The 19,114-nt window shown below is 67.2% G+C and carries 29 protein-coding genes and 1 tRNA gene; 17 read left to right on the forward strand and 13 right to left on the reverse strand.

Annotated features, from left to right (window positions below):
- Position 1 precedes the first annotated feature (1 nt).
- Positions 2 to 1,216, reverse strand: a complete 1,215-nt coding sequence (locus ASF96_RS10375) for a hypothetical protein (RefSeq protein WP_055938814.1) — start codon at positions 1,214 to 1,216, stop codon at positions 2 to 4.
- Positions 1,217 to 1,229: 13 nt separating this feature from the next.
- Positions 1,230 to 2,084, reverse strand: a complete 855-nt coding sequence (gene aztB / locus ASF96_RS10380) for a zinc ABC transporter permease AztB (protein ID WP_055839010.1) — start codon at positions 2,082 to 2,084, stop codon at positions 1,230 to 1,232.
- Between the two features lie 46 nt (positions 2,085 to 2,130).
- On the opposite strand from aztB, the gene aztA reads away from it, so the two are divergent.
- Positions 2,131 to 2,817 carry a zinc ABC transporter ATP-binding protein AztA gene (gene aztA, locus ASF96_RS10385; protein WP_235560580.1) on the forward strand — a complete coding sequence of 229 codons (687 nt, stop codon included), beginning with the start codon at positions 2,131 to 2,133 and terminating at the stop codon, positions 2,815 to 2,817.
- Here the strand turns inward: aztA and ASF96_RS10390 are convergent.
- The gene (locus ASF96_RS10390; RefSeq protein WP_082509553.1) at positions 2,810 to 3,238 is read right to left on the reverse strand and encodes a MarR family transcriptional regulator; all 429 of its coding nucleotides are present in this window, start codon (positions 3,236 to 3,238) and stop codon (positions 2,810 to 2,812) included. The genes aztA and ASF96_RS10390 overlap by 8 nt on opposite strands.
- Before the next feature lie 149 nt (positions 3,239 to 3,387).
- Here ASF96_RS10390 and ASF96_RS10395 point away from each other — a divergent pair, with 149 nt between their 5' ends.
- The 4 genes from ASF96_RS10395 to ASF96_RS10410 all read left to right on the forward strand — a co-directional run bounded on the left by ASF96_RS10395 (position 3,388) and on the right by ASF96_RS10410 (position 6,532).
- On the forward strand, positions 3,388 to 3,747 hold the full coding sequence (locus ASF96_RS10395; protein WP_055839018.1) for a DUF7882 family protein: 360 nt from the start codon (positions 3,388 to 3,390) through the stop codon (positions 3,745 to 3,747).
- A gap of 77 nt (positions 3,748 to 3,824) precedes the next feature.
- On the forward strand, positions 3,825 to 4,175 hold the full coding sequence (locus ASF96_RS10400; protein WP_055839021.1) for a hypothetical protein: 351 nt from the start codon (positions 3,825 to 3,827) through the stop codon (positions 4,173 to 4,175).
- Positions 4,176 to 4,309: 134 nt separating this feature from the next.
- Complete coding sequence (locus tag ASF96_RS10405; protein ID WP_055938821.1) at positions 4,310 to 5,062, forward strand: ABC transporter permease; 753 nt, start codon at positions 4,310 to 4,312, stop codon at positions 5,060 to 5,062.
- 909 nt (positions 5,063 to 5,971) lie between these two features.
- Positions 5,972 to 6,532, forward strand: coding sequence for a hypothetical protein (locus tag ASF96_RS10410; RefSeq protein WP_156458818.1), 561 nt, complete (start codon positions 5,972 to 5,974; stop codon positions 6,530 to 6,532).
- 60 nt (positions 6,533 to 6,592) lie between these two features.
- On the opposite strand, the gene ASF96_RS16975 is transcribed toward ASF96_RS10410, so the two are convergent.
- The 5 genes from ASF96_RS16975 to ASF96_RS10430 all read right to left on the reverse strand — a co-directional run bounded on the left by ASF96_RS16975 (position 6,593) and on the right by ASF96_RS10430 (position 9,098).
- A complete protein-coding gene (locus tag ASF96_RS16975) occupies positions 6,593 to 7,018 on the reverse strand; it encodes a hypothetical protein (protein ID WP_156458819.1) in 426 nt (141 codons plus the stop codon).
- A complete protein-coding gene (locus ASF96_RS10415; RefSeq protein ID WP_055938826.1) occupies positions 7,015 to 7,278 on the reverse strand; it encodes a hypothetical protein in 264 nt (87 codons plus the stop codon). Before ASF96_RS10415 ends, ASF96_RS16975 begins: the two co-directional genes overlap by 4 nt.
- 271 nt (positions 7,279 to 7,549) lie before the next feature.
- Positions 7,550 to 7,631 (reverse strand) — tRNA-Tyr (locus ASF96_RS10420).
- Between the two features lie 88 nt (positions 7,632 to 7,719).
- On the reverse strand, positions 7,720 to 8,601 hold the full coding sequence (locus tag ASF96_RS10425; RefSeq protein ID WP_055938828.1) for a PfkB family carbohydrate kinase: 882 nt from the start codon (positions 8,599 to 8,601) through the stop codon (positions 7,720 to 7,722).
- Entirely contained in the window at positions 8,598 to 9,098 is a 501-nt protein-coding gene (locus ASF96_RS10430; protein ID WP_055939460.1) for an FBP domain-containing protein, read from the reverse strand. The genes ASF96_RS10425 and ASF96_RS10430 overlap by 4 nt, the downstream gene beginning before the upstream one ends.
- Positions 9,099 to 9,186: 88 nt before the next feature.
- On the opposite strand from ASF96_RS10430, the gene ASF96_RS10435 reads away from it, so the two are divergent.
- Positions 9,187 to 9,675, forward strand: a complete 489-nt coding sequence (locus ASF96_RS10435; RefSeq protein ID WP_055839030.1) for a YajQ family cyclic di-GMP-binding protein — start codon at positions 9,187 to 9,189, stop codon at positions 9,673 to 9,675.
- Here the strand turns inward: ASF96_RS10435 and ASF96_RS10440 are convergent.
- Both ASF96_RS10440 and ASF96_RS10445 read right to left on the reverse strand, forming a co-directional pair.
- Positions 9,666 to 10,850, reverse strand: coding sequence for a tyrosine-type recombinase/integrase (locus tag ASF96_RS10440; RefSeq protein WP_200934093.1), 1,185 nt, complete (start codon positions 10,848 to 10,850; stop codon positions 9,666 to 9,668). The two genes, ASF96_RS10435 and ASF96_RS10440, sit on opposite strands and share 10 nt — an antisense overlap.
- Positions 10,847 to 11,461: a helix-turn-helix domain-containing protein gene (locus ASF96_RS10445; protein ID WP_156458820.1), complete on the reverse strand. Its 615-nt coding sequence runs from the start codon at positions 11,459 to 11,461 to the stop codon at positions 10,847 to 10,849. Before ASF96_RS10445 ends, ASF96_RS10440 begins: the two co-directional genes overlap by 4 nt.
- Before the next feature lie 119 nt (positions 11,462 to 11,580).
- Here ASF96_RS10445 and ASF96_RS10450 point away from each other — a divergent pair, with 119 nt between their 5' ends.
- From ASF96_RS10450 to ASF96_RS10480, 7 genes are all read left to right on the forward strand, one after another.
- Positions 11,581 to 11,772, forward strand: coding sequence for a helix-turn-helix transcriptional regulator (locus ASF96_RS10450; protein ID WP_055938834.1), 192 nt, complete (start codon positions 11,581 to 11,583; stop codon positions 11,770 to 11,772).
- Positions 11,773 to 11,774: 2 nt separating this feature from the next.
- Positions 11,775 to 12,602: a hypothetical protein gene (locus tag ASF96_RS10455; RefSeq protein WP_156458821.1), complete on the forward strand. Its 828-nt coding sequence runs from the start codon at positions 11,775 to 11,777 to the stop codon at positions 12,600 to 12,602.
- A 319-nt stretch (positions 12,603 to 12,921) separates the two neighbouring features.
- Entirely contained in the window at positions 12,922 to 13,473 is a 552-nt protein-coding gene (locus ASF96_RS10460) for a hypothetical protein (protein ID WP_055938840.1), read from the forward strand.
- Positions 13,473 to 13,871, forward strand: coding sequence for a helix-turn-helix domain-containing protein (locus ASF96_RS10465; RefSeq protein ID WP_055938843.1), 399 nt, complete (start codon positions 13,473 to 13,475; stop codon positions 13,869 to 13,871). Before ASF96_RS10460 ends, ASF96_RS10465 begins: the two co-directional genes overlap by 1 nt.
- Positions 13,868 to 14,959: a hypothetical protein gene (locus ASF96_RS10470; RefSeq protein WP_055938847.1), complete on the forward strand. Its 1,092-nt coding sequence runs from the start codon at positions 13,868 to 13,870 to the stop codon at positions 14,957 to 14,959. The genes ASF96_RS10465 and ASF96_RS10470 overlap by 4 nt, the downstream gene beginning before the upstream one ends.
- Before the next feature lie 2 nt (positions 14,960 to 14,961).
- Positions 14,962 to 15,153: a hypothetical protein gene (locus ASF96_RS10475; RefSeq protein ID WP_055938851.1), complete on the forward strand. Its 192-nt coding sequence runs from the start codon at positions 14,962 to 14,964 to the stop codon at positions 15,151 to 15,153.
- 2 nt (positions 15,154 to 15,155) lie between these two features.
- A complete protein-coding gene (locus ASF96_RS10480) occupies positions 15,156 to 15,392 on the forward strand; it encodes a hypothetical protein (RefSeq protein WP_055938854.1) in 237 nt (78 codons plus the stop codon).
- Positions 15,393 to 15,514: 122 nt separating this feature from the next.
- Here ASF96_RS10480 and ASF96_RS10485 read toward each other — a convergent pair whose 3' ends face one another.
- Positions 15,515 to 15,697 carry a hypothetical protein gene (locus ASF96_RS10485; RefSeq protein WP_055938857.1) on the reverse strand — a complete coding sequence of 61 codons (183 nt, stop codon included), beginning with the start codon at positions 15,695 to 15,697 and terminating at the stop codon, positions 15,515 to 15,517.
- Positions 15,698 to 15,948: 251 nt separating this feature from the next.
- Here ASF96_RS10485 and ASF96_RS10490 point away from each other — a divergent pair, with 251 nt between their 5' ends.
- From ASF96_RS10490 to ASF96_RS16980, 4 genes are read left to right on the forward strand one after another with little or no spacing between them, the layout of a single operon-like run.
- A complete protein-coding gene (locus ASF96_RS10490; RefSeq protein ID WP_055938860.1) occupies positions 15,949 to 16,362 on the forward strand; it encodes a hypothetical protein in 414 nt (137 codons plus the stop codon).
- Positions 16,355 to 16,699, forward strand: a complete 345-nt coding sequence (locus ASF96_RS10495; RefSeq protein ID WP_055938863.1) for a hypothetical protein — start codon at positions 16,355 to 16,357, stop codon at positions 16,697 to 16,699. Before ASF96_RS10490 ends, ASF96_RS10495 begins: the two co-directional genes overlap by 8 nt.
- 11 nt (positions 16,700 to 16,710) lie before the next feature.
- The gene (locus tag ASF96_RS10500) at positions 16,711 to 17,427 is read left to right on the forward strand and encodes a hypothetical protein (RefSeq protein ID WP_055938865.1); all 717 of its coding nucleotides are present in this window, start codon (positions 16,711 to 16,713) and stop codon (positions 17,425 to 17,427) included.
- Complete coding sequence (locus ASF96_RS16980) at positions 17,417 to 17,674, forward strand: hypothetical protein (RefSeq protein ID WP_156458822.1); 258 nt, start codon at positions 17,417 to 17,419, stop codon at positions 17,672 to 17,674. The genes ASF96_RS10500 and ASF96_RS16980 overlap by 11 nt, the downstream gene beginning before the upstream one ends.
- A 46-nt stretch (positions 17,675 to 17,720) precedes the next feature.
- Here the strand turns inward: ASF96_RS16980 and ASF96_RS10505 are convergent, their stop codons facing one another.
- Together ASF96_RS10505 and ASF96_RS10510 are read right to left on the reverse strand one after the other, a co-directional pair.
- Positions 17,721 to 18,743 (reverse strand): hypothetical protein, encoded by a 1,023-nt coding sequence (locus ASF96_RS10505; RefSeq protein ID WP_156458823.1) that lies wholly within the window; start codon positions 18,741 to 18,743, stop codon positions 17,721 to 17,723.
- A 150-nt stretch (positions 18,744 to 18,893) separates the two neighbouring features.
- Positions 18,894 to 19,106 carry a hypothetical protein gene (locus ASF96_RS10510; protein WP_156458824.1) on the reverse strand — a complete coding sequence of 71 codons (213 nt, stop codon included), beginning with the start codon at positions 19,104 to 19,106 and terminating at the stop codon, positions 18,894 to 18,896.
- Positions 19,107 to 19,114 lie beyond the last annotated feature (8 nt).

Genomic DNA, 19,114 nt, shown 5'->3' on the forward strand with positions numbered 1-19,114 from the left:
GTCAGCGTCCCGTCTCGGCGAAGAACAGCGGCGCGCGCTCGGGCGTGAACTCCCGGGCGACGCGGGCGGCGTCGGCGAAGTCGATCTCCCACATGCGGCTCTCGGTGGGGCCGTTCAGATACGCCCGCTGCTGGTCGGCGACCAGGCTGACGGTCTGCCCCGCGGCGAGGCTCGCTCCCACCAGGGCGGGGGATGCCGCGCGCTGCGCGCCCGTCTCACCATCGAGCACCAGCACCCGCCCGTCCGGGGTGAGGGCGAGGAGGTTCGCGTCTTTGTCGTCGACCGCCGTGACCTGCACGACCGGCTCGGGGGTGGGCAGCAGCGTCCACGTGCGCTCGCGGGTGTCGAGGATCCACACCCCGGCATCCCCGGCGACCGCGGCGACCTTCGGGCGCCCCTCGCGGTTGGCGAAGGCCGTCGCCCGCGGCGCGGTCGTTCCCGCGGGGTAGGCGATGCGTTCGACGACGGGTGCGTCGTCGTCGACGTTGATCAGGAGGGCGCCGTCCTGGCATCCGATCACCGCTCCGACGCGGGTGGTGATCGTCCCCGCGGGTTGGATGCACGCGGCCGGTTCGCCGACCTCGGCGCCGTCAGCGTCGTGCAGGGTCACCTCGTCGTCCGCGGCCACCGCGGCGAACGATCCGGCGGGCACGACGAGGCCGGCACCGGGAGACGTCGAGAGGCGGAACCGCTCGACGACCTCGCCCCTCGACAACGCCTCGGTGTCGAGCAGCACCGCCTCACCCGATCCGGGGAAGAACAGGCCCGTCCCGCCCGTGGTCGACGAGTTCGAGGTCGCCACGACAGCGGTTCCCTCACCCTCGACGTCGCCCAGCAGGCGGGCGTCGGCGCGGTAGTAGTGGAAGTGGTCGACGTGATCCCAGGTCCACACGCCGCTGTCGACGATCGAGACGCCCGTGTCGTCGGCGGCGAAGAGGTACCGGCCGTCCGAGTGCACCGCCGAGGGCGGGCGCACGGTGCCGAGCGTGGTCGTGGTCTCGTCGAGCAGGTCGAGGTGCGAGACGCGGCCGTCGCCGTCGATCGAGGTGAGACCCACCGCGGGTTCGGCGAGTTCGGCGGCACCCGCGATCTCGCCGTGCGTGTCGGTCGAGGGTGCGGTGTCGGGGGCGGCGGCAGGCGCAGCGCAGCCGGCGAGCGAGAGGAGCAGCACCACGCTGAGGGGCGCGAGGCGACGGGGGAAGTCGGGGTGGGGCATGGGGGCTTTCCGGTCAGGCGGGAACGAGAACAGGGGATGCCACGCGGCGGCGCGCGGCGTCACGGCAGGCGCGCAGGGCCCACGAGACGCCGGCCGCGGCGATGGCGGTGGCGGCGATGGTCGCGCCGGCGGCGGTCGCGGCGTGCCACGAGACGAGCAGGCCGACGGCGACGGCGACCGCCCCGATGACGGCGGCGAGCGCCATGGTCGTGGCGATACGGTGGGTCCACTGGCGCGCGGCGACCGCGGGCGCGATGAGCAGGCCCACCACCAGCAGCGAGCCGACGGCCTGGTACGACGCGACGACGGCGAGGGTGACGAGCCCGACGAGAACGGTCTGCGCGACGCGCGGGCCGAGACCGAGCACCCGTGCGACCCGCTCGTCGATGGCGAGGGCGACGAGGCCACGATGAGCGACCGCGGCCGCCGCGATGCCCAGGCCTGCGGCCACCGCGAGAACGACGAGGTCACCGGCGCCGATGGCGAGGATGTCGCCGAACAGGATCGCCGTGGCATCGGTGGCGAAGCTGCCGGCGTGCGAGATGACGATGACGCCGAGGGCGAGCATGCCGACGAAGAGCAGGCCGATGCTCGTGTCGTACGAGAGTCGGGCGCGCCGCTGCAGCACACCGATGCCGAGGCTCATCACGACGGCGCTGGCGGCCGCCCCCAGCAGAACCGGAAGGCCGAGCACGGTGGCGAGAGCGACGCCGGGCAGCATGCCGTGGGCGAGCGCCTCGCCCAGGAACGCCATGCCGCGCACGATCACCCACGTGCCGGCGACGCCGCACAGCACGGCGACGAGCACTCCCCCGAGCAGCGCGCGCTGCACGAATTCGAGAGAGAAGGGATCGAGGAGCCAGGTCACGATGCCCGACCGTATCGAGAATGAGAACGATTCTCAAACTCGTACAATGGATGCCATGCCCCTCATCGCCGTCCTCGCACGCGCCCTGCGCGTGGACTACTCCGGCACCCTCGCCCTCGACGGCGTCGACGTCGACCTGCACGCCGGAGCGCTCACCGTCATCGTGGGCCCGAACGGTGCGGGCAAGTCGACGCTGCTCGAGGTGCTCGCCGGCGCGCAGCAGCCGTCATCCGGCTCGGTCGAGGTCGCGCAGCGCACACGCGCCTTCGTGCCCCAGCGCGCCGCCGTCTCGGCCCACCTTCCACTCACCGTCCGCGACGTCGTGTCGGTCGGGGCGTGGGGACGCACGGGACCGCTCCGGCGACTCACCGCCGCGCACCGGGCCGCCATCGACGGCGCGATGCAGCGACTCGACATCGCGCCGCTGGCGCGGCATCCGTTCTCGTCGCTCTCGGGGGGCCAGCGACAGCGGGCGCTGCTCGCCCAGGGCCTCGCCCGCGAAGCCGACATCCTGCTGCTCGACGAACCGACCACCGGACTCGACGCGGCGAGTGCGCAACTCAACCGTGCGGCCATCGCGTACGAGGTCGACCGCGGGGCGACGGTCGTGTGCGTGAGCCACGACGACCGGCTCATCGCCGACGCCGATCACCTCATCCGGCTCGATGGAGGCCGCGTGAGGCCCGACGGCGCAGAGTCCGCGATGACGGCGCTGAGGCACCCGCTCAGCTGAAGGCGCGCACGCGGTCGGTGATGCGACGCAGCAGCTCGGCGGCCACCTCGACGACATCGCGCGACTCGGCGCGCACGGCGGCGTCCACCTCGACGGGGAAACGCCGGAGCGCCGCCCAGGGCTCCTGCTCCATGTCGATCTCCAGGTGGATGTGGTTGACCCGACGGTCTTCGGCATCGAGCTCGCGGCGCACGAGGCCTCGTCCGATCAGACGATCGACCATCGTGGTGACGCCGGCTGCGGTCACACCTAGATGCGAGCGCAGGATCGAGGGGCGGATGCCGGGCTCGTCGGCGATGCAGCACAGAGCCGTCGCCTCGAGTTCGCTGACCGACAGGTCGGTTCTCGCCTTCGCGACGGCATCATCACGTGCGGACACGTAGTCATCGAGCGCTGCGGTCAACGCGGAGGGATTCGTCAACGCCGCACCTCCTCAGTCCTGGGGCAATCCGGCCGATTGCTAAGGCCCACCTTACTCAAGGTCGTGAACATTTCAGTTAATTAATTAAGTTTGTGAAATACGTGCTACTTTAGTGATTAGCCCGCCGACCCCGACTCTAGGAGATCGCAATGGCCACTCTTTACTACGGTTCCGACACCGCCCCCATTTTTCTTCCCGATCGCCTGATGGGTTACATCAAGGTCATCGCCTCGACGAAGCTGCGCCGCGGCGAGTCGTTCACGTTCACCTGGACCGGCACAGAGCAGGATCCCGGACGCTCCACCATCTGGCTGCAGCCTTCGATCCCCCTGCGGTTCGTGTTCGAATCCGTCGAGCCCGAGCAGCTGGTGGGCGAGTACCTGCGCACGCTGGCCGACCAGTCCAACGCCGCATCGGGTCTCGTCATCGACGTGCGCGAGTGGGAGGTCGCCGAGAAGGCGACCCGTACCCCCGCCCGCACGCCCGTGCGATCGATGCGCGCCGCCTGAACGCACGAAGCCGAACCTCTCCGCACCCGACATAATGTGGTGACGCGCGATCTCGCGCGAAGAAATCGGAGAGAGCCGTGCCGGTACGCCGCCTGCTGAACAAGGACCTGCTCGAGGAGTGGCTCGCGGAATTCCGCGCCCTCGGCTACCTGACGGGAAGCGACATCCGCCTCCTGGAGCAGGATGACGAAACCGATCCCGACTCGGGTCTGATCGTCGTCGACCTCAGCGAGGCGAAGACGGTGACCTACCTGCAGCCCGTGACCGGCGGTGACGGGATCTGGACGGCGACGATGGAAGCGCGAGACGCCACCATCGAGCTGGACGCCGTCGCGCTGGTCAACCTCGGCAACGAGGTGAACGTGCTCGGCGCGCTCGTCAACTTCTTGAACGGCAAGTCCAAGACCCTGCTCGCCGCCTCGGTCTGACGCGAGCCGAGCTCCCGGCATCACAAGTCTGGGAACTGTGCCAGCAGATCGGCGAACGCTTCGCGGTACCCGTCGCGCCCGTGCACGTAGGCCAGGCAGACGACGATGTTCCGCACCGCCAGTACTCTTTCGGCATGCCTACAGTCGATGTGCTGGTGCGCACGGCGGTGGCGATTGTGGTTCTCGCCGGCATCGCGGTAAGCATCCTGCTCGCTTCGGGAGTGCCGCGGTGGCACGGTCCGGCCTTTGCTCTCGTGCGGGCGACCGTGCAGCTCACCCTTCTCAGCGTCATCTTGACGGGGGTCATCCAGGATGCCGTCTGGGTGGGCGTCGCGCTCGTCGTGATGTTCCTGGTGGCGGTGTCGGTGTCGACGAGTCGCATCGGAGATCCGCCCTCTCAGGCATGGAGGACGGCGCTTGCCCTCTTCGCCGGGGTGGGTGTGGCCGGAAGCGTGGTGTTCCTCACCGGCGCCGTCGAATACTCACCTCGGTTCGTTCTCGCGGTCGGGGCGATGGTGATCGGCAACGCCATGACCGTCGCCTCGGTGACCGGCCGCACCTTCGCGCAGCTGCGCGCTGACCGCTGGCCCGAAGTGGAGGCCTGGTTGGCGCTGGGAGCGACACCTCGCCGCGCCACCCGCGACCTCGGGCGGCGCGCGGTACACGACGCCCTCCTCCCCGGGATCGACCAGGTCAAGACGACCGGCGTGGTCGTTCTTCCCGGAGCGTTCGTGGGAGCGATCTTTGGCGGACTCTCACCCGTCGAGGCAGGACGCTTTCAGCTGGTCGTCCTCGCGGCGATCATGGCCGCGGGCGCCATCACGTCGGTCACCGCGATTCGGCTCACGGGCGGGGCAATCAACCGCCTACCGAGGGCGCCGGTGTGACGACGGGGAGCGTGGGGCCGAGCGCTGCGAGAGCGAGCGCAGACAGCTGAGGGGCGCTCCGGACGCAGTCTCCTGAAACAGGAAACGTCCGTCTCGAGAGACGGACGTTCTTGGCCGGACCATGAGTGGTCCACCACACGGCGCGGACATGACACCGCGTCGATGGTCACGACCAGGCCCGTGGCGCTGCGTCAATGCTGAACCATCGCGCCCGTGCCGATGGCAGGTGGGTACCGCCACGGCAGTCCAGCTACCCAGAGCTTGGCTCCGAATGTGAGGTGCTCATCAGCCTCTTCGACTCTGCGTAAAGGGATTCAAGTAAGGCCTCTTCGACGACATGACCTCGGCCGACGAGGGCAATTAAAATGGCGAATGGCGAGCTTACCGGCCACAGCATTTCGATCACGAGCAACATGCGTCCGCTGGGCGAGCCAATCCACGGTCGAACGCCCTCATCGTTGAAGTAAGCAGGGCCCATTACCTCGTTCTCGTTCGATTAAATGAATCCCAAAAATACCACGGCACGTTCCAGTCGCCTGGCGACAAGGCCCTTTGCTACGCGCATACCGACTTGTCACCCGATATACCTACACGCTCGCGATGCCCCCCCCCCCCCCCCCCCNCCCCCCCAGGTGAGGGCAAGACGCCCTCTCGGGACTCGAGGCGCGGTTACCATCCGCCCCTGCGGCGCGTCCCCTCGGACGAGGAGCGCGTATTCCGTCTCGGAGGGAGAGGAGAATACACAACGATTTTCTCATGGATGCAAAAATTCATCCAAATGGATGACATTGGCCCGATTACAGGCCACCGAGAGCCCGCGTCCCCCAAAATGGTGACAGCACAACGAGAACGGTTCTTGTAGGTTCGTCACACATATTCATTCAAGTTGGGGGAAAATTGAAGAAAAGCATGGGTGCACTGTCCGGCGTATTCGGACTCGCGCTGAGCCTGACATTGACGGCGTCTCCGGCGGCGGCTTATACGACATCCGGGAGCGATATAGCGAATGCAGGCGCAACTGACTCATCCACCTCAGTGAGCATGCAGTGGAATTGCGATGAGTTGACCGACGCCGATCGGCAGAAAGCGCTGGATGAAGACGTCCGCATGTGCGGACTGAACGAACCGGAGGGTGCTATCTCGACTCGCGCCGCCAATACGAACAACTGCGGCACGGCCTACATCTACACCGGCCAAGCGGGCGGTCGCGCGCGGGTCGACTACTCCCTCCACTCAACGGCAGGCATCATCACTGGTCGCGGCCTTGACGTCTGGTGGGGCCCAACCTCTGGCGGAAGCAAGTACGACTTTGGGGGCTTCTGGGGCACGGGCTTCTACGGCAACCAGACAGACATCGGCTACGCCATGAAGGGCAAGCCATTCGGAGCGACCATGTCGGGATGGGTGTCAATTGCAGGCTGGACACTGACTTGCAACGTATACGTCAACGAGCCGACGCGCAACTTGTGACAGACAGGTGAAATGAGGAGATGCCGCCTCGTTGCCGAGGCGGCATCTCCTCAGGCGCACCTAGGCGCGGGCGACATTAAACCACCGCTCGATCAGTGGACTTACATCGGCAACACGGCGCGGCTCCAATCTGCTTACCAATGGGTCAACTGAGGAGATCACGACGACCGCGTCGGGTTGATCCGACTCGTTGATGTAGGCATGCGGGTGGGATCGCTGGACCAGGTTGCGCAAGTCCTCCCCATCACCTTTGGCACCCGACGCGATGACAGTATGAGGAGGAACTCCAGCTGCGATATCCGCCGAGTTGCGCCACAGCCCTATCCACCCGTAAGCGGTTACCGCATCACCCAGTGGCAAATTCACAAACATCACTGAATCGTCAGTTGAATGCACCGTGTAGGCAACCACATCTCGCTGCAGTGCAACGGAACGGATCTCATCGATCATTGCTGACGCTTGGAAGTTGCGATTCGCGCTATTCATACACCTAGCCTAACTACGCTCACACAATCCGCAACGGCAATCTCTGACGACCGGGTGAGATCGACCTCTATGACCTCGAACTTCTTGAACTGCTGAACACTATCCAGATGCCGAAACGCCACGGGGTAGATGCGCACCCACGTCCCGGTCCCGTCCTCATTCAACCTCACGCCGGCCACGCACACAGTGTCGCCGTACGTCTTCGACGGCTCCGGTGAAGCCTTCACCGTTATCGACACCCGCGCGCGTTCGCTCAGCATATGCACTCCCTGCCACCGCATTCTAGGGACGCTCGGGGACTCTTCGCGGATGACGAGGCTCGGCGATTTTCGGCATGAGTTGGACGACTGACTATTCGCGAGGGAGGCCACCGGAGCACATTCCCACGGCGTTTGCCGAAGGCTCAGGACGCGTGGCGAGCAGCACGGGCGACACGCCGCGGGAACACCTCAGGCCAGACCCGAAACGGGTTCTGGCCTGAGGGAATGAGATACGGGGACGATTTCCGTGAGATACGAGGAACCCCCGGTGTGGCGAGTGAGGGATTCGAACCCCCGAATGCAATGCAGTCTGATTTACAGTCAGATCCCTTTGGCCGCTTGGGTAACTCGCCATGCGCGCCCGCCCGGCTTGTTCAGTCGACCAGAGGCGCGAGAAACCACTCTACTATCTCGCAGAGGGTGCCTCCAACCACGGTGGGGTCACTCCGGCGTGCGCAGCAGGGCGCCCTCGTGGCGGCAAGTGGCGGCCGCGACATCCATGGCGCGGGTGAGCACGGCATCCCACTCCTCGGCGTCGACCGGAAGGCGGTCGCGCACGAGCGCGACGGTGGTCGCCAGCACGGCGTCGCCGCCACCCATCGTGTCGACGATGCGGCCGGGAAGCTCCGAGATCCCCCGCGCGACCGAGGTTCCGGCGGCGTCGATCGCGGCGCCGCCCGCGCCGTAGGTCGCCAGCACGGCACGCACGCCGAGGCCGACGAGCCGCACGCGCAGGTCGTCGAGCGAGCCGCCGTAGAGAAGCTGCGCGTCGTCGTCGCCCACCTTCACCAGAAGGGCTCCGGATGCCGCCCGCTCGAAGCCCTGCACGAACGCGGCGCGGTCGTGCAGCATGCCGCTGCGTGGGTTCGGGTCGATGGCCAGGGGCGTCGACGGTGAGGCCGTGGCATCCATCAGGAGGCGGGTCTGCTCCGCGTCGTCGAAGGGGAAGCAGCTGACCACGACCATGGGGGCGTCGGCGATCGCCGCGCGCTCCGCGTCGCCGTAGCGCACCCGTCGGTTCTGGGCCGCGTCGTTGAAGACGTACTCGGGCTCTCCGCCCGGCGAGCGGGTGCTCACCGCGCGCGACGAGCCGTGCTCCGACGGGCTCGCCAGCAGCTCGACGCCGTGCTCGGCGAGGAAGCCGCGGATCTGCTCGCCCGCCGCATCGTCGCCCACCATCGCGATGAGCGATGCCGGAACGCCCAGGCGCGAGAGCCCCACCGCGACGTTGAGGCCCGCGCCGCCGACGAATTCGCGCACACCCGTCTCGTCGCGCAGCTCGTCGATGAGGGCGTCGCCGATGACGACGACCCGCCCGCTCATCGCGTCACCTCGGCGGTCTCGAGCACGCGCGCGACGAACTCCTCGGTGCGGCGCCGCGTGCCGTCGATCTTTCGGTCGACGCTCGCGCGGATCTCGCTCGGGGCGAGGGGGGCCGCCAGGCGCACCGTCTCGTGGCACGACAGGTCGGCGCACATGTAGGTGCCCACCGCGTCGCCGTGCTCACCGGCCGCACCGGCCTTGCGTGCGGTGAACAACGTCACCTGATCACCGGGCTGCATCGTGTGGCAGAGGTTGCACATCGACGACCGGGCGCGCGACTGCCCGTCGGCGGCGCGCAGCAGCACTCCGATCGGCTCCCCGTCGCGCTCGATCACGAGGTATCCGCGGCCCCGCGTGCTCGGATCGCGCCAGGCGAGGAAGTCGAGGTGATCCCAGTCGGTCAGCACGAAGTCGTGAGGAAGCGCCAGAACGCGCACCTCGTCCGGCGTGGCGTTGACGAACGCGGCGCGGAGCTCGTTCTCAGTGAGTGCTCGCATGGCATCCGAGTCTACGAGCGCGCATACCGAGACGGGGCGGGCGATGTCGAGGGGGTGTGGATCGGGGGCCCGCGAATAGAATCGGATCATGGCTGATTCTTCCTTCGACATCGTTTCCAAGATCGACCGACAGGAAGCCGACAACGCGCTGAACCAGGCTCACAAAGAGGTCGAGCAGCGTTACGACTTCAAGGGCACCGACGCGTCGATCGCGTGGAGCGGCGACTCCATCGTCATCAAGGCGAACTCCGAGGAGCGTGCCAATGCCGTTCTCGATGTGTTCCAGACGAAGCTCATCAAGCGCGGCATCTCGCTCAAGAGCCTGGATGCCGGTGAGCCCGTCGCCAGCGGCAAGGAGTACCGCATCACCTCCACGCTGAAGGAGGGCATCTCTCAGGACGACGCGAAGAAGGTCAACAAGATCATCCGCGACGAGGGCCCCAAGGGCGTCAAGTCGCAGATCCAGGGCGACGAACTGCGCGTGCAGTCGAAGTCGCGCGACGACCTGCAGGAAGTGCAGCGCCTGCTCAAGGCCGCCGACCTCGACGTCGACCTGCAGTTCACCAACTACCGGTAAGAGCCCCCGCTGACCTGGGGTTCCTTGTTCTCAGTCCGCGGAGAGTCCGCAAGAGCGGCGACCGAGGCCATGAGGTCCGCGGTCGCCGCTCTCGTCTTGTCTTCGGCGGAGGGCCATAGGTGCGCGTAGACGTTCAGCGTGATCGACGGCTGCGAGTGCCCGAGTGCGCGCTGCACCGTGACGACGTCGCACCCCGAGGCGATTAGGTTCGATGCGAACGTGTGCCGGAGGGTGTGGAGCGTCACCGTCTCGGGCAGGCCGGCTCGGGCGCGGATGCCGCGCCACACTTCGCCCGCGTTGTTGCGCTGGTACAGGTGGCCAACCGGCGTGCGGAACAGGTAGTTGTCCGCGGCGGCGATCGCTTCGGTTGCGACGTGCGCCGAGAGGGTCGAGGTCAACGCGCCCGGGACGAACACCGTCCGCTCACTCCCGTACTTTGGGGGCACGACCGTCACACTCGCGATCGACGAGCCCTGGACCTGACGCCGAACCTGGATCGCTCGCCCGAGGAAGTTGACGTCCCCGAGCTGCAGCCCGGCCGCCTCACCGAGGCGTAGGCCCGCAAAAAGGCAGACCTCGACGAAGGGTCGGAACCGCCCTGACTCCGCGAGCACCGCGGCGGTCTGCTCGAGTGTGAGGACGTCCATCGCGACGTCGGCGCGACGCGCGCGCGGGGGCTTCACTGTCGACGCGGGGCTCTCGGGGATGACCTTATCGAGCACGGCCGCGCGGAATGCCATCTGCACATAGTTGAGACGGGTACGTATTGTCGACGCTGCGAGCCCTCGCTTCGTCTCGCCGCTGACCCATGCCTGCACGTCGGAAGCCTTCACCTGACCGATCGCGCGCCGGCGCCACGGCACGCTGTAGAGCGCCGTACCGGCGGCAGCAACGGTGCCACCCGCCCAAGCCTGGCGAGCCACCCATGAGCCCACCCACTCGTCCCACGTCGCCGCTCCTGCGCGTGGGTCAACGTATCTGCCCGTGACGACGGAGGTCGTGACCTCGTCGAGCCACCGCTGCGCGTCCCGTTTCAGCTCGAAGTGCTTCGCGTGTTCCTTGCCTGAGGCGTCGTGGTAGCGCGCCCGCCACTGCTTTCCGATGCCGTATCGGTCGCTCCGACGTCGACCATCGGAACCGCGGATGTGCCAACGATCCTCGATGAAGCTCCTCACGTCCAGTCACCAGGAGCCGGCGGGTCCACCTTGTCGGCGTCCTTCTCGGCGAGGCGAGCGGCGAGAGCCTGAACGAGCTCGTTACTCGGGTCTCGACGAGACTCCCGGCGGACCATGTCGACGAATTCGTTGAGCTGGCGCTGGTCGTCCGCGAGGAAGTCGACGACGAAGCTGATGTGCTTGAGCAGGTCATTCTTCGTTCGCTCCATCCGCTCGATCGTGTCGTCAATGCGTCCGGCGAGCGCGCTCATGCCGATCTCGTTCGATGAGTAGGCCATGAAAAAGACCGCGCCGGGTGGCATGCGGAAGACGTGTGCGAGCGCGTGCATTTCGGCGACTCGCATCGGCCGTTTGCCCTTCTCGAGCTTCGCGATTGACGTCTGATGAAGGTCGAAGCCCCACTCGGCGAGCCGATCCGACAGCTCAGACTGCGACCACCCGCGCTCCTCGCGCAGCATGCGGAACTTGTCCGCCATCCGGGCTTCGAGAACGAGCATGGCGGCTCGATTGCCCTCGGGGCCAAGAGTCTTCATCGCGTCGATCTCCGCCTGCGTCACCTCGACGTAGGCGTCGCGCTCGCTTTGTGACCCGTTGTCATCAGTTGTCTCCACAACCCGACTCTATGCGACACGAGCTTAGACATCAAGCGACACAGGTTGACAACCTTTGCCCGTCGTGCCTAATGTGCTCCAACCGCATAACTCTCATGCCCAAGGCGAATGGACCTGACATGGAAGACAAGCTGCTGACGTTCAAAGAGGCGGCCGAGAAGCTGCGTACCAGCGAGGCCGGTCTGCGCTGGATGGTGCACTCCGGCAAGGCCCCGAAGTCGGCCCTCGTGGGCGGCGCCCGTCGGATGTTCCGCGAGTCCGACGTCGACGCCTTCATCGACGCGGCCTTCGCCGACGCCGCCGAGGTGTAGCGATGAGCGCCACACAAAACAACGCCCCCGCATCCGGCCAGGGATATGAGGGCAAAGACCGAACCAACCACGAGGAAGAAACGATCGACATGAACACTACCGCCATCCACGGAGACGTGCAGCAGATCTTCGACCAGCTCGCGGACCTCCCGTCCCACAGCATGCTCTTGCTGAGGTCGGACGACGCTTTCTACCAGACGATCCGCGGGGTGTATCGCGTCGGGTCGTGGGCGTTCCCGACCATTGTCCAACAGCCTGACAGCTACGTCGTCGGGACCACTCACCCCTTCTGGACGATCGTCGGCCCGGACGGTCGCGTCACCAGGGACGTGCCGCGCGGCTTCCATGAGTGGCTCGCCACTGTTCACAGCGGGATCGCTGCGACGCCGAATGCCGTCGTACGCCACGGTGACTACCTCGTCGTCTCGCACGGCGTATACCAGATCAAGGCCGTTGACTACACGGGCGACGAGCCCGTCTACGAGCTCATCAACTTCACCGAGGAGGAACGGCGGGAACAGGCCGCGGGCGACGCGTTCCTCGCCGCCCATCCCGAGATCCGCCTTATGCAGCCGAAGTGGGCGGACGACGCCGAGGTCATGGGCGCAGGCGGCGGCGAGGTGAACGTCATGTTCGAGCGTGACCTCGGCAACGTGACTATCTCGCAGTGGGGGACGTTCGAGAACGGCGTCTTCGCCATGTCCGAGGACGAGCCGTTCCCCACCATCACCGTCGAGCGCCTTGAGGCGGTCGGGAATCTCGACTTCATCCGCTCGGTCGCGCTGCAGATGCTGGCCGCGGCGCAGCTCGTCGAGGAGGAGACCGCATGACCTCTCCGAAGCCGGAGACGCTGCAGCAGGCGCAGACGTGGCAGAAGGTGTGCCGGCTCGCTGAGGCCGCGGGGCTGTGTCCTCGCTGTGCAGCGCAGCTCGCGTGGGGCGCGCAGAACGGCGGCGGCGGGTTCTCCTCGGTCAAGGCGCCGTGCGCGCCGTGCACCGTCGTGATGCTCGCGTGGCCGGTCACCCGCCCGAATGGGTGGCGCACACCGAAGGGGACCCTGTCGGTACCCGCAACGTGGGCGGGGTTGACACTCACGGAGCGCACAGCGCCACGGGGCGCACGCTCTACCCGGCCGGGAGCGAACGACGGATGACCGATTCAAGACTGCCGGGGCGGTGGCTCACGGACATCACCTTCGAGCAACTGTCGGATCGTGCCTGGCGGTCGTTCTGCGGGTCGCTCATGTGGTCGAACGAGCAGGGCACCGACGGTGTCGTGCCGGACGCAGCCATGAAGTACCTGCACCCTCACGGTGTCGACGCACCGACCCGAGCGGAACTGATCGCGGCCGGGTTGTGGCGTAACACGAAGGTAGGCATCACGGTCCCGGATTGGGCTTCCAAGATGGGTCAATCCGGGTCGCAGGATCTTGCCGACAAGCGCGAGCAGAACCGTGAGCGTCAGCGGCGCCACCGCGAGAAGACGCGGGCGAAAGTCGATCCCGTCACCCGTGACGTAACGCGTGACGTAACGCGTGAGTCACTAGGCAAGGACAGGACAGGCGAGGAAAGGCCAGGCAAGGACATAGCCGAAGGCCTCGACGAGCGGACCGGCGAGGTAGTCGAATGGCCAACGCGGAGGCCTGGTGACCCGGATGGGTGGGTCGAGACCGCACCAGGCGAGTGGACTGAGGCGAGCTGATGTCTCGACCGCCTGCGTGGTACATCGCGCCGTCGGGTGACGTGATGGTGCCCCCGGAGCTCGCGCGGCTGCTGTACGAGTCGCGGGGTGGGCTCCGGGGCCTTCGTCAGATGGTCGGGGACCGTGCGCGCCCCGACCTTCTGGCGCTGCTCGAGGCAATCCGGTACTCGGGCGCGCGGTGGGCTGGTGTCGATCCCGGGACTTCCACCCCGGAACCGGTACCCGCCGATCGAGAGTGGGTCTCGACCAGGGAGGCAGCCAGGATGATCGGAATCTCCGACAGCGGAGTGCGGAAGGCGTGCAGAGAGCACCGTCTCGCCGCCGACGCGTCGGGCGGTTCGTGGCTGATCCATCGTGAGGAGATCGCGCACTTCCGCGCGGCGAGGGAGAACCGATGAGCTTGCTCACCGAGGCCAGTGCTCGAATCGAGGGCTGGGTCGAGAAGGAGTCGCAGCGGGCGCGCGCGGCACGCCTGTACACGGACGTCATGGCGACGGACTGGGCGCGCACGTTCCAGGTCGCGTTCGACACCGCCGAGTGGGCGATCGTGAATGCCCAGGACCTGGACGAGATCCGCGCCGCGATCGCCGCCCGTGAGGCTGCGCGGCCCGACATGCTCGCGTACAACGAGATCAAGTCGCGGCTCGAAGACATGAAAAGGACGCCGGACGGCAACATCGACGGCCCGTCACCGGATGCGGTCGCGCCCGCTCTTTCATGGCTGAACGAGCAGCTGCAGACGCTGATGACGGCCGTCGTCGACATCGACCGTCGCCTCGGCCCCGTCAAGACCGTGCACGACGCGATCCGCGACGACGCGAAGATCCAGGCCTGGCGCGAGCTCGAGGACGCCGTCGACCGCTACCGGGAGATCCGAGCCGCGCAGGAGACCCTGTGCCGCCGCACCAACCTGCCCATGATCGACGGGCCCGCGCTGAGCGACATGCTCTCCCGGTACGGCATCCTGCGGAACCCGCTCGACCACCACGCCGACATCCTCCGCAACCGCAAAGGCGCACGGGACGCGCACCGCACGGCGCTGTCCCGCGGATTCCTGGCCTGGCTGGAGGACGCACCGAAACCCGCCTACGAATGGACCGCGCGCGGCTCCGGGATGCTCGCCACGTGGCCGGATGAGGCGCAGAGCCCGCTCGACTCCCGCGCCTCCCGCGAGGCATCCCCGACCGCTGTCGTCCGGTGGCTCGCGACGAACAAGGCCGCATGGGTCCCGACCTTCGAGCAGATGGACGCCGTCGCCGCCGACGTACGCGCGATGACCGCGCCGCTCCACTCCGTCAACGAGCTGCGGTTCGCGCTCGACGCGTTCGAGCGGTACTACACCGCCCGCGGCGTGAAGTCGCTGAAGGCGTTCGACGCCGCGGCTGCGATCACCGCCCTGCCGAAATCCCGCGGCCTCCGCGACAACCGCGGACCCGACGGCGTTCCCCGCCCTGACCCGCGCGTCCTCGCGCTGACCGGAGAGTGACCATGACCGACGACACCGGCTCCGTCCGCAAAGGCCGAGACCTTCACGCGCAGCTGCACCCCACCGCCGAGCAGCGCGCCGCAGCCAAGGCCAACAGGCCTCAGCCGAAGCGCGGCGAGAAGTCCGTCGCCGCCGGCCGCGCCCTCCACGACAACCGCGGCAAGTACGCACCCGACTACGCCGAAGGAGCCTGACCATGGCCACATCCGCAGAGCACGCCGCCGCATTCGCGGCCTACGTCGTCCGGACCCAGAACCCGCAGCTCACTGAGCCCCTCGAGCCCGAGAAGCTCCGCGCGGAGGTGCACACCATCCTGTCCACCAAGGCCGGCACCGGCAGCGACTACGAGGCGGCAGACACCGCGCTCGCGACCGCCGGCACCAACCTGGTGAAGCTGCACACCGCCAAGCTCATCGCCATCAAGGCCGAGTGACTACGGTGACCGACCGGACCACGCGCAGCGCACGGGTGTCCTCCGTTCGCCCGCAGCCGCACGCGCGGTCCATCCCCGGGGCGGCGACGGCGACGGCCGCGCCGCCCCACTTCACCACGGAGTCAGGCGTCGGGGGCTTCGTCGATCGTCTGCACGTGCTTCGCGGCGACCGTGAGCACCTTAGTGCTCCCACCGTTCGTGTAGAAGACGAAGTACTCGCCCTCCTGCCGGTATGTCTGCGCTTCCACCGTCTGGCGGTGCGTCCCCGACGAGCCGATGCGCTTGTTGATGTCGAACTTAGCCATGTGAATCTCCTGTCTCTGATGCGCGCTCTGGTGCGCGCGAGCACCATATCGCCGAGGTCCGACATCGACCCCGACAGGGGTAGGGGGGAGGGGGCCTGGACGTCACCTGCCTCGGACCGCCGGGGAGGGCGGAAAGAGGTCGATCGGGTTAAGCACTTTTTCCGGGAGGTCTGATGCAGCGTCGTTCTGGTGCTGGTCCTGCCCCTGATCCGGGGTCTCTTCGGGAGGCTGCGCGGCAGGAGGCGGGTCTCGTGCGCACGCTGCCGCAGGAGCGGACGGGGCGGGTTCCTGCGTGGCCGCTGACGTCGAAGGCCACGGCCGCGGAGCGGTCCCTGTGGGCGAGCCTGTGGAAGCTTCCGCAGGCGATCCTGTGGGAGGAGCAGCACGTCGAGCGCGACGTCGCTCTCTATGTGCGGATGCGGATCATGGTCGAGTCTGGGACGGAGGCCGCGGCGAGGGTGAACTCTGTCCGCGATCAGGCGCGGACTCTGCTGCTCGAGATGGGTTCGCTGCTCAAGGCGGGGTACCGGGTGCGCTCGGAGAGTGTGTCGCCCGTCGTTCGGTCGTCGGCTGCGGATGCGAAGCGGGCCACGATCCCGTCGGCTCGTGGAAGGCTTCGGGCACTGCCTGATCCGCGGACGAGATTGCGAGGCGAGGATGCCTGACCTTGAGGTGTTGAAGAAGACGTACCGGGGGCCGGTGCCGGAGTGGCCGTTGATCAACCCGTCACCGCGCGAGTTGGAGCTGTGGGCGGAGATGTGGCGGAAGCCGCAGGCGGCACTGTGGGTGGTGAGCACCCCCGCGCACACGGTCGGCATGCACGTGCGGACGCTCGTCGAGATAGAGAACGGCCGCGACGGTTCAGCCATGCGCCGCGTGGCTCACTCGCAGGCCGTAGCGCTGCTGCTGACGCCGACCAGTCTCCGCCGAGCCGGATACCGCATCTCGCCCGTCGAAGCGGTCATCAGCGGCGAACTTGATGCCAGTAGTCGAGATACCTGATTGGAATTTAGATGAGACGCAATCCGAATGACTCGACCCTGCAATCGCAGATCGACGAGCTCCGCACACTCCTTACCGCCAACCCGCTCCGGTCAGCGTCCGTCAACGAGGGACGCACCCGCTACTACGGCGGCAGCGAGCTACTCATCGAGGATTCGAACCTCAACGTCACCGGCACCGCGACCATCGTCGGTTGGCTTCGTGTCGTCGGTCGCATCGTGCTCGAGGGCCTCGGCATCCTCACCGTGAACGGGCTGATCGAGCTGCTCGGGCGGATGCGGGTGAACGGCGGTGGCGGGATCAACGTGGAGGACGGCGGGGATGTCGTGGTCGACGGTGGAGAGATCCGCGCAGGCGACGTCGTCATCCGTGACGGGAAGGTGTACGTCGGCGGCATGGTCCTCGACCCGGACACCGAGGGCGGCGCGCTCACCTTCCCCAACGGCAGCCGTCTCGAAGCGGACGGCGACAACACGGGCGCACGTCTGATCGCCGGATCATCCGTCGCGAACGTCGGCGACGTCACATCCCTCCGCAAGGGATCGACATCGGTCATCGTCAGCGCCCTCGGCGTGACCATCAACACCCCCAGCGGCCAGGAGATTCTTCTCCAGGGCGCCGTGCGAGTACCGCTCGCCAGCGTCCCCACTTACGCCGGTGCGGGGCTCCCCGCCGGCACTCTCCGGCTCTCGACCGCCGGCCGCCTCGAGCGCGCTGATGGAAGTTGACCGGCCTCGCCGCGCACTGACCCCGACCACAGTCTGTCAGCGCCGCACACGCACCCTACTGAGCGAGCAAGACCCCGAGCCTGACGCCCCCGAGATCGTCCTGCACAACGCGCTCAGCGACGTGCGCGCCACGTGGGCTTCCCTCGCGAGCAGCGGCGGTTATGCCCTCTACGTCGATGCGAACGGCGTGCTGCACGGGCTGTCCATCGCTGTGACGACAAAAAACGGCATACGCGGCAACGGCTAGCAGTTCGGCGCAGGCGGAAGCTGTTCGGTATGCCCGGGGCGCTGAGTCACGGTCGGTCTATCTCGGGGTCCGGCTCGAAAGACCACAACATCCTGTCGTACTCCTCGATCCTTCCCGGGCGAGGCTGCAGTTCGAATCGCTCCAGGTCTGCCGAACGCGCATCGACCTCGACGAGTTCTGCGTAGCTCAGACGGACACCGCAGACCGGACATTGAACTTGCACCGAGAGCGGATGCTGCGGGATGAAGACCGTGCTCGGAGCACCGTCGCTCCAATCGCCAAAGTCGAGCGCGTTGACGTCGTGAACGTCATCCTCGGTCTTGACGAGGACTTCCGCTAGGTGGCTGCACGCCGGACAAGGTTCTCGGAATATCTGGAGCGGCCCAGGGGGCATGAACCGTCCGCCCTGGGTCTCCAGCGCGGAAATCAGATGTTCTCGTGCGAGCGGATCCAACCCTTCGATCATCGTGGCGAACCGTACCTGGGCCTCGCGGATCTTGTCAGCGACTCGCGCCCGGAGCTCTCCCGCGCCCTCGTCCGTCAGTTGCCGGACGTAAGCGACTCGATCGCCGCCCCAGAACCTCTCTTCCGAGGTCTTCAGCCGGGGGAGTACGACCGCCACGACGCGCGCCAACGAGATGAGCGTGTGCCGTAGTGCTTCGGGCTCGACAACGTACATGTGCGTCACCGCATCCCGCCGGTTTGCTACACGTTCGATGTCGCCGAGCAGTGGTCGTAACTCGGGTATCAGCGCGGCGGCGATGCGCCGGATGTTGATGAAGTCTGTGCTGGTCTGTTCCCTGAGCCAGGCGTGATCGACACGCGTCGCGCGGACGGCCTGCACCATTGCGGTGGCCGTGGTGTCACTCATGCCGCGGGGGATGAATAGCAGCGCGGGCGAAGCAGTCGCAACCGTCGCACGAAGGGCAAACTCGACCGCCATGCCGGCGCGGATTGTTGCTGACGCAACGTCCGCGCGGTCAGTCGCAGAGATTGCGTCGAGCGCCAACCGGCTCATCTCAGAAGACGCTTTCGTGAGGTGCTTCCGCATGGCCTTGCCAGTTCCCATGGGCACGATTCAACCTCATTGGAAGGGCGGTCTTCATCTGAGTGGGCGGTCTGCGTCCGCGACTCCACCGGCAGTTGTATATCCCTCCCCGGCGGGGGACCCCATCGCGCGCGCGTGTGCGAAGCGCTGAGCGCCTGACCAGGTGCCGTCTCAGATGAGCCCGCGCTCGCGATACCCCTCAACCCGAGAGACGTACTCAGCGCGCCGGTGGCGCTGGTACGGCGTCTGCAAATCCGGCCGGTCGGTGATGTCGACGCCATCGCAATGCGGTCGCTCCCACGGTGCATCGGCGCCGGCGCGGAGGTACGTCAGCTCGGTGGCGGTGTCGACTCGGCCGGGGACGGCGTTCGCGCGGGGGTCCATGGCCGCCA

The organism is Microbacterium sp. Leaf179, assembly GCF_001423785.1.
Lineage (GTDB): Bacteria > Actinomycetota > Actinomycetes > Actinomycetales > Microbacteriaceae > Microbacterium.